At 48.3% G+C, this 8,005-nt stretch carries 4 protein-coding genes and 1 pseudogene; all 5 read left to right on the top strand.

Features of this window, described 5'->3' with window-relative positions:
• Window positions 1–537: 537 nt before the first annotated feature.
• A pseudogene (locus F457_RS14365) lies at window positions 538–933 on the top strand (IS5 family transposase); the annotation flags it as partial.
• Window positions 934–1,141: 208 nt separating this feature from the next.
• Entirely contained in the window at window positions 1,142–2,668 is a 1,527-nt protein-coding gene (locus F457_RS0105570; RefSeq protein ID WP_018980150.1) for a type I restriction-modification system subunit M, read from the top strand.
• A complete protein-coding gene (locus F457_RS12275) occupies window positions 2,658–3,875 on the top strand; it encodes a restriction endonuclease subunit S (protein WP_018980149.1) in 1,218 nt (405 codons plus the stop codon). Before F457_RS0105570 ends, F457_RS12275 begins: the two co-directional genes overlap by 11 nt.
• Window positions 3,872–7,162, top strand: coding sequence for a type I restriction endonuclease subunit R (locus F457_RS0105560; RefSeq protein ID WP_018980148.1), 3,291 nt, complete (start codon window positions 3,872–3,874; stop codon window positions 7,160–7,162). Before F457_RS12275 ends, F457_RS0105560 begins: the two co-directional genes overlap by 4 nt.
• Window positions 7,155–7,883: a M48 family metallopeptidase gene (locus F457_RS0105555; protein WP_018980147.1), complete on the top strand. Its 729-nt coding sequence runs from the start codon at window positions 7,155–7,157 to the stop codon at window positions 7,881–7,883. Before F457_RS0105560 ends, F457_RS0105555 begins: the two co-directional genes overlap by 8 nt.
• The last annotated feature ends 122 nt before the right edge of the window (window positions 7,884–8,005 follow it).

Genomic DNA, 8,005 nt, shown 5'->3' with positions numbered 1-8,005 from the left:
TGGAGCAGCCCGGTAGCTCGTCAGGCTCATAACCTGAAGGTCGTAGGTTCAAATCCTACCCCCGCATCCAATACCCCATAAAATTACATCTCTCTAATCACTTCAGAGACTAGCTGCGTCTCTCTGCAGCGCAATACTCCTGACGTGAGCCGACAGCCCAATCGTCTCTATCTCCGTGTCCGTAGCTCACACGAATAGTAGAAACGTTTAGGCAAGGAAATCGTCGTCTCTCTTAAAACTTCTGACATTATACTTGCGCGTCAGAGAATGGCTCCTGTCTTGGCTAGGAGCTGTTGACAAAAAATATTTTTGAATATGATGCACTTCTTCTCGTTGGAAAGGAGAGAGCGTATGTGCGGTGATTTAACAGACGCAGAATGGGCGATTATTGGTGAGCTTTTGCCGCCTGAGCGCGGATGATTGGCAACATATGATGGATAGCACCGTTGTTCGGGCCCACAGCCAGGCCGCTGGCGCAAAAGGGGGACATATAAGGAGGGTTTTGGTCGCAGCCGCGGCGGATTTACGAGCAAAGTCCACGCCCGTGCAGACGATCAAGGGCACCCTCTTGGCTTCACACTGACAGGTGGTGACGTTTCGGACACTTCTGGTGCTGCGTCCTTAATAGAACTACCTGCCGCAGCTCCTCGTCGATTTCTGGTCGACAAGGGGTATGATCGTGATAACATACGAGAAACCTTGCTTTTCCAGGTGGTTCTGCCCGTTATCCCACCACGATCAAACCGTAAAAAGAGCATTCCTTACGACATCCATGGTTATAGGGATCGCAATCATAGTGAGCGTATGTTCAATAAACTAAAGCAATTTCGTCGTATCGCCACACGGTATGACAAAACACGAAAATCCTTTCTCACCTTTCTCAACATCGCAGCCATGAAAATCTGGATACCATCATTTGTCAACAAAACCTAGAGTGTTGTGCTTCATAACGTCGTTTTCCTATTTGTGGCGATGTAGATGGGGGGTGTCACCCTCCTCAGAAGATTTCCGCGTTACGGATAGAAAAGGATATCTTTCTGAGATGCTTGTGTTCCTTCAGGTAACCTACTCTGGTCAATATAGAGCAGGCTAGTATAATCCTTCTGTCTCTGAATAGGATTTGAACAGGATTCCAAGCATCGTGACTGACCAGATTTCACAAGACGCTATTAACAGAACGCTTTGGAGTGCCTGCGATACGTTCCGCGGGACGGTGAGCCCGGATACGTATCGGGATTATGTACTGACGATGTTGTTCCTCAAATATATTTCAGACGTATGGCAAGACCATTACGACGTTTATAAAAAGCAATTTGGCGATAATCCTGAAGCGATTGAAGCGATGCTTAAGAAAGAACGCTTTGTGTTGCCTAAGGGGACGGATTTTTACACATTGTATAAAGAGCGCAACACTCCTGGCAATGGTGAGCGCATTGATAAAGCCTTACACGCGATTGAAGAAGCTAACGATGATAAGCTGAAAGATGCGGGGAAAAGCGTCTTCCAAGATATTACGTTCAATTCTGATAAATTGGGGGATGAGAAACAAAAGAATACCATTCTGCGTCATTTGCTGGAAGATTTCCACAAGCCCGAGCTGAACTTACATCCCTCTCGGGTGGGCACGATGGACGTGATTGGGAATGCCTACGAGTATCTGATTAAGAATTTTGCGGCCAGTGGTGGGCAGAAAGCTGGTGAGTTTTATACCCCGCCGGAAGTGAGTGAGGTGCTGGCTCGTTTGTTGAACCCACAGCCGGGGGAAACCATTTGTGACCCCGCCTGTGGTTCGGCCTCTTTGTTGATGAAATGTGGCCGCCAGATTACGCGTCACCATGAAGGCAGCAAGAATTACGCGCTGTTCGGGCAAGAGGCGATTGGTTCTACATGGTCTTTTGCAAAGATGAATATGTTTCTGCATGGGGAGAATAATCATCGGATTGAATGGGGTGATACCATTCGCAACCCGAAGCTCCTTGATGATAATGGCCATCTTATGCACTTTGATGTGGTGACGGCAAACCCACCCTTCAGCTTGGATAAATGGGGGCATGAGGAGGCGGCGAGTGATGTGCATCATCGCTTTGCACGGGGTATTCCGCCTAAAACGAAGGGGGATTATGCTTTCATCCTTCATATGCTGACCATACTTAAAAATCGCACGGGACGCATGGGGGTCGTGGTGCCGCATGGTGTGTTGTTCAGGGGGAGTGCTGAGGGAAAAATTCGGCAAAAGCTCATCGAAGAAAATATGCTGGATGCTGTTATTGGTTTGCCCCCAAAATTGTTCTTCGGCACGGGTATCCCAGCGGCGATTTTACTTTTCCGTAAAGGCCGCAAGGCGAACGATGTTCTGTTTATTGATGCAAGCCGCGAATTTACCGCGGGCAAGAACCAGAATATTTTAAGTGAAGAGAATATCACAAAGATTGTGGAGACCTACCGCAGCCGTACCAATGTGGACAAATACGCCTATTGCGCAACAGTGGAAGAGATTAAAGAGAACGACTATAACCTCAATATTCCACGTTATGTTGATACGTTTGAAGAAGAGGAAGAGATTGACTTAGAAGCCGTGCGGGCAGAGCGGGTTGAGATTAAGGCAGAGCTAGCAACCTTGGAAGCACAAATGGACGCTTATTTGAAGGAGCTTGGTTATGCTTCCTGAGGGGTGGAAATTAAGCAATCTTGGATTAATTGGAAAGTGGGCGGGGGGAAAGACGCCCTCCAAGGCAAATGATAGTTTTTGGAGTAATGGAACTATCCCTTGGGTTTCCCCTAAAGATATGATTACAGGAAAAATATTTTCTACAGAAGATTATATTACACAGGTGGCAATACAAGAAAATAAAAATCGACTTTATCCATCAGGTTCAATTGTAGTTGTAACGCGAAGTGGTATCTTGAGGAAGAAACTACCGGTTGCTATTGTGGAGGTTCCTTTCACAGTCAATCAAGACATTAAGGTATTGCCAGATAATAAAAACATAATCTCGGAATATATATATAATTATATAATGTGTTTCGAAAAAATTATTTTAAAATCCTGTCAAAAAGAAGGAACAACTGTTGAAAGTATTGATACCGATTCTTTCCTTAGTTTTCCCATTTCTCTCCCCCCCCTTCCTGAACAGAAGAAGATAGCGGCTATTTTATCGACGTGGGATCGGGCGATTGAGGGGACGGAGAAGCTTCTGGCTAACAGCCAGCAGCAGAAAAAATCCCTCATGCAGCAACTCCTTACCGCCAAAAAACGCCTTCCGGGGTTTGTTGGGGAGTGGGAAAGAGTAAAAATCTCTGACATTGCTAATATAAGAACGTCAGTATCTAAAGCAAAATATTTTTCTAAAGATGGCGAACGTTTTATTGTAGACATGGGTTCTGTTGACCGACAAGGAAAATTAAAGTGCACAAAAAAAACGCATCATGACGGTGATGTTTTAGAAAAAGGTACTTTAATTATGCCAAAAGATGATATCGGTGGAGGGAATATCATAGGAAAGACAGCTATTATTGCTCATAATAATTTATATGTCATGAGTGACCACGTTTACGCGCTTCATATCCATGATTGTTATAGTGGTTTTATTCATTTTTTAATTAATTCATATGAAATAAATAAGTCCTTATTACGAAAGGCAAATGGGACTGCTCAGTTGGGCTTAGGGAGAAAAGAGGTTCTTAAACAAGAAATTAGGATTCCTCCCTCCCTTCCCGAACAAAAAGCCATTGCGGCGGTTTTGACGACGGCAGACGATGAAATAACCGCTATTAAAGCGGATCTGGAGCGGTTGCGTCGGGAAAAGAAAGCGTTGATGCAGCAATTGCTGACGGGCAAGCGGCGGGTGGTTGTTGATGCGGAGGTGTCAGCATGACGGGGGGCCTGAAATTTCAGGAGGAGTATAGCGCAAAACTACCAGCACTGGCCTTGCTGAGTACGCTTGGTTGGCGGTTTTTGCCGCCTTCTGAGGCATTGGCGTTGCGGGGTAGGCGGCATCGTGCCGTTGTGTTGGACGATCTGCTGCGGGTGGAGCTGAAAAAGCGCCGCTTTATCTTTGAGGGACAAGAACACCGCCTGTCAGATGGGGCGATCGAGCGGCTCGTCTCTATCGTGACGCATCCTGATTTTGTGTCGGGCTTGCGTGATGCCAATGAGAAAATGACGACCCATCTGCTCTTCGGCATTGCGGTGACGGAGTTTATCAATGGGCGCAAGGCTACCCCAACGATTGCGCTGATTGATTGGCAGAATCTGGACAATAACAGCTTTACGTTCACTGAAGAGTTTAGCGTTTTGCGCACCGATGGGACGCAGATGCGTCGCCCAGACTGTGTGTGCTTTGTTAATGGGCTTCCGCTGGCGGTGATTGAGGCTAAGCGGCCCGATGCTAAGGCGGGCAAGGGGCCGCCGATTTTTGATGGTATTTCCCAATCTCTGCGCAATCAACGGGCTGACGAAATCCCGAATCTTTTTGCGTATAGTCAGCTTCTTCTGTCCATCACGGGGCAGGAGGGCTGTTATGGCACATGTGGCACGCCGCAGAAATTTTGGGCGAGCTGGAAAGAGGAAGATAATACCGAAAAGCAGATGGAGGCGCTCAAAAACACGCCGCTTTCTGCGGAACAAAAAGACGTTCTGTTTGCTGAGCGTAAACCGGCTGATCGGGCATGGTTTGAGGAATGGTCAGCGCACCCCTTGGCGGTGACAGAGCAAGATCGGCTCTTGATCGGTGTGCTGTCGCCTGAACGCTTGTTGGAGATGGTGCGTTTTTTTACTTTGTTCGATCGTCACAAAGGAAAGGTCGTTGCCCGGTATCAACAAGTCTTTGGCATCAAGCGGCTGTTAGAGCGCATCAAGACCCGCCGGCCCGATGGTGGGCGTGAAAGCGGCGTTGTGTGGCATACAACAGGGTCGGGCAAGTCTTTCACAATGGTTTTTCTAAGCCGTGCGTTGGTTTTGGATGATGACCTCAAGCAATGCCGCATTCTTGTCGTGACAGACCGAAAAGACCTTGAGCGGCAGCTTAGCAGCACCTTTGCCAGCGGTGGAGAGTTGTCAGGGAAGAAAGATAGAGCGGCTTCTCTCGCGACGTCGGGCCGTCGTTTGGCGCAACAGATCGGGCATGGGCAAGAGCGGATTATCTTCTCGCTCATTCACAAGTTCTATACCGCGACGAGCTTGCCTGAATGCCATAATGATAGTGCGGATATGATTGTGCTGGTGGATGAGGGGCATCGTAGTCAGGGCGGGGAGAGTCATGCCCGTATGAAGCATGCTTTGCCCAATGCCGCCTTTATTGCGTTTACGGGCACGCCCTTGTTGAAGGGGAGCAAGACGACGCAACGCTTTGGGAAGATCATCCATTCATATACGATGAAACAGGCTGTCGCGGATGGTACGGTAACGCCGCTTTTATATGAGGAACGCAAGCCTGATTTGTCGGTTAATGAGCGGGCAATTGATGCGTGGTTTGATCGTATTACGCAAGGGCTGACAGACCAGCAAGTCTCCGATCTTAAAAGACGCTTTGCCCGTGCTAATCAGGTTTATAAGGCTGATGACCGTATTCGCTTGATCGCGATGGATTTGGCGACCCATTTTGATAATAATATTGATAAAGACCTCAAAGGCATGCTGGCCTGTGATAGCAAGGTCTCGGCTATTCGGTATAAGAATTATCTGGATGATGTTGGGCTTTTCGAGAGTGCCATCGTCATGAGCCCGCCTGACACGCGCGAGGGTCATACGGAGGTGGATGAGCGCGCACAACCGGAAGTTCAGGAATGGTGGAATAAGACGGTCGGCAAACAGAGCGAGGAGGAATATACCCGCGCTGTGATTGAGCGTTTTGCTGAAGACCCAGATCTCAAGTTGATTATTGTGGTCGATAAGCTCTTAACGGGGTTCGATGAGCCGAAGAATGCCGTTTTGTATATTGATAAACCTTTGAAACAGCATAATCTTTTGCAGGCCATTGCCCGTGTGAACCGTTTGCATGACGAGAAGAAGCACGGTCTTCTGATTGATTATCGCGGTATTTTGGCAGAACTCGACACGACGCTCGCTCATTATGACAAGCTCGCTGATACGGTCGGAGGGTATGATCCGCAGGATATTGAGGGGCTATACAGCCAGATAAGCAGCGAATATCGGGAACTTCCTGCCCTGCATAAGGCGTTATGGGATATTTTTGCGAGCGTGAAAAATAAGCGCGACCCAGAGCAACTGCGTGCCCTGTTGGTGCCGAGCATGAAGGAGGAAGATGGCCGCACGGTTGATGTGAACGTAAAGCGGCGGGATGATTTCTTCGAGGCTTTGACGGCTTTTACCAATTGTCTCAAAGTCGCTTTACAATCTGTGTCATTCTTTGAGGATACAAGCTTCACAGAAGCTGACCGCACGACATACAAAGAAACCCTTAAGCAGATGAGCAGCTTACGGCAGGTTATTCTTCGGGATATGGGCGAAACCGTAGATTTTGACCAGTATGCTGAGAAGATTAAAAAATTGCTGGATCGGCATGTGGCCGGTGTGCAGGTGCATGACCCTAAGGGTGTGTATGCCGTTGGTAAGATGGGTAAAGTGCCGGAAGACACTCCGCCCGAAAACTGGAGCGATGAGAAAACACGGAATGAAACCGATCTGATCCGTACCCGCATCACCAAAATAATCGACCATGAGATGCAGGATGACCCGTATGCACAGGAAGCTTTCTCGGCCCTTTTGCGTAAGGTGATTCAAGAAGCAGAAGAGCTGTTCGATCATCCCTTAAAGCAGCTTATGCTTTTTCAGGAGTTTGAAGAGCAGGTTTCAGAGCGCACATTGAGCGAGATTCCACCTGTTTTTGAGGGGAACCGTCATGCTCAGGCATATTATGGTGTTTTCCTGAAAGTCTTTAACGCGTCGATGACAGATGATGACCGCCAAGAATGGGTCGATGTGGCGTTTAAGATTGATCAGATTGTGCATAAAGCTGTGCGGGAAAATTCGCTTAGTCGTTCCGATATGGAAAGAATTGTTGCGCAAGAGCTTATCAGTTTGTTGTTTCCAATCGGGCAGAAGAAAGGCTTTGGGGTCGATAAAATTACCGATATCAGCACATTTGTCACTCAGATTATGCGGGCGGGTTCGGCCACGGAACATCACAGCTCATATGGATGAGAGAGTGGTGCATTATGGCGGGGAGGTAATCCGTATCACATGCGTCCCGCTTGCACGCACGGGAACGAAGCTCCGCCTCAAAGTGCAACCTGACTTGAGTGTTCAAGCCCTTGTGCCCGATGGCACAACAGAGGATGCCCTTGACCGTACGCTGCAGAAGAAGGCCCGCTGGATTTGGCAGAAACTGCGAGACTTTAAAACAGTGCAACAGTACGCCATTAAGCGGGATTATGTGAGCGGGGAGAGCTACTTTTATCTCGGGCGGCGGCATCTTCTGAAAGTCCACCATCAGCCTGAAAAGCCAGAGAATGTGCGTTTGTTGCGCGGGCGCCTTGAGGTGTCTGTACACAAGCCCCAGCCATTACGTGTCCGAAAGTTGCTGGAGTTATGGTACTTTACCCGGGCGCAGGAGGTGTTTCACAAACGCCTTGCGGCTCTTTTGCCATCTACATTGTGGGTGGCTACACCCCCCGTGCTCAAAATCCAGGTCATGCAGATGCAATGGGGAAATTGCTCGCCCGATGGAGCGGTGACACTTAACCCACATCTAGTGAAGGCCCCACGGAAATGCATTGACTATGTTATTTTTCACGAGCTCTGTCACATCAAGGAACATCATCACGGCCCAGAGTTTTGGGCTCTGCTCAAACGAGTCATGCCTGACTGGGAGCGGTATAAAGCACATCTTGATAGGCTTGCGGAAATGCTTCTTCAATCGTGATGAGGGGAGTGTTTGCCGAGGGAAAAAGCGGCTACGCAGATATAAGATTTTCTTTTCCTGAAGGAAAAGATAGATGCGGGCTTGATCCATAATGAGGCTAGAGTCCGGTATATTTTCTGCGA

The sequence above is a fragment of the Saccharibacter floricola DSM 15669 genome (assembly GCF_000378165.1).
Classification (GTDB): domain Bacteria; phylum Pseudomonadota; class Alphaproteobacteria; order Acetobacterales; family Acetobacteraceae; genus Saccharibacter; species Saccharibacter floricola.
Note: the sequence above shows the minus strand (reverse complement) of the source record. Positions and strands in the feature narration are given on the sequence as shown.

What these genes read in the sequence shown, in the direction of transcription:
- F457_RS0105555 (WP_018980147.1), top strand. Translation starts at nt 7,155, where the DNA reads ATGGATGAGAGAGTGGTGCATTATGGCGGGGAGGTAATCCGTATCACA.
- F457_RS12275 (WP_018980149.1), top strand. Translation starts at nt 2,658, where the DNA reads ATGCTTCCTGAGGGGTGGAAATTAAGCAATCTTGGATTAATTGGAAAG.
- F457_RS0105560 (WP_018980148.1), top strand. Translation starts at nt 3,872, where the DNA reads ATGACGGGGGGCCTGAAATTTCAGGAGGAGTATAGCGCAAAACTACCA.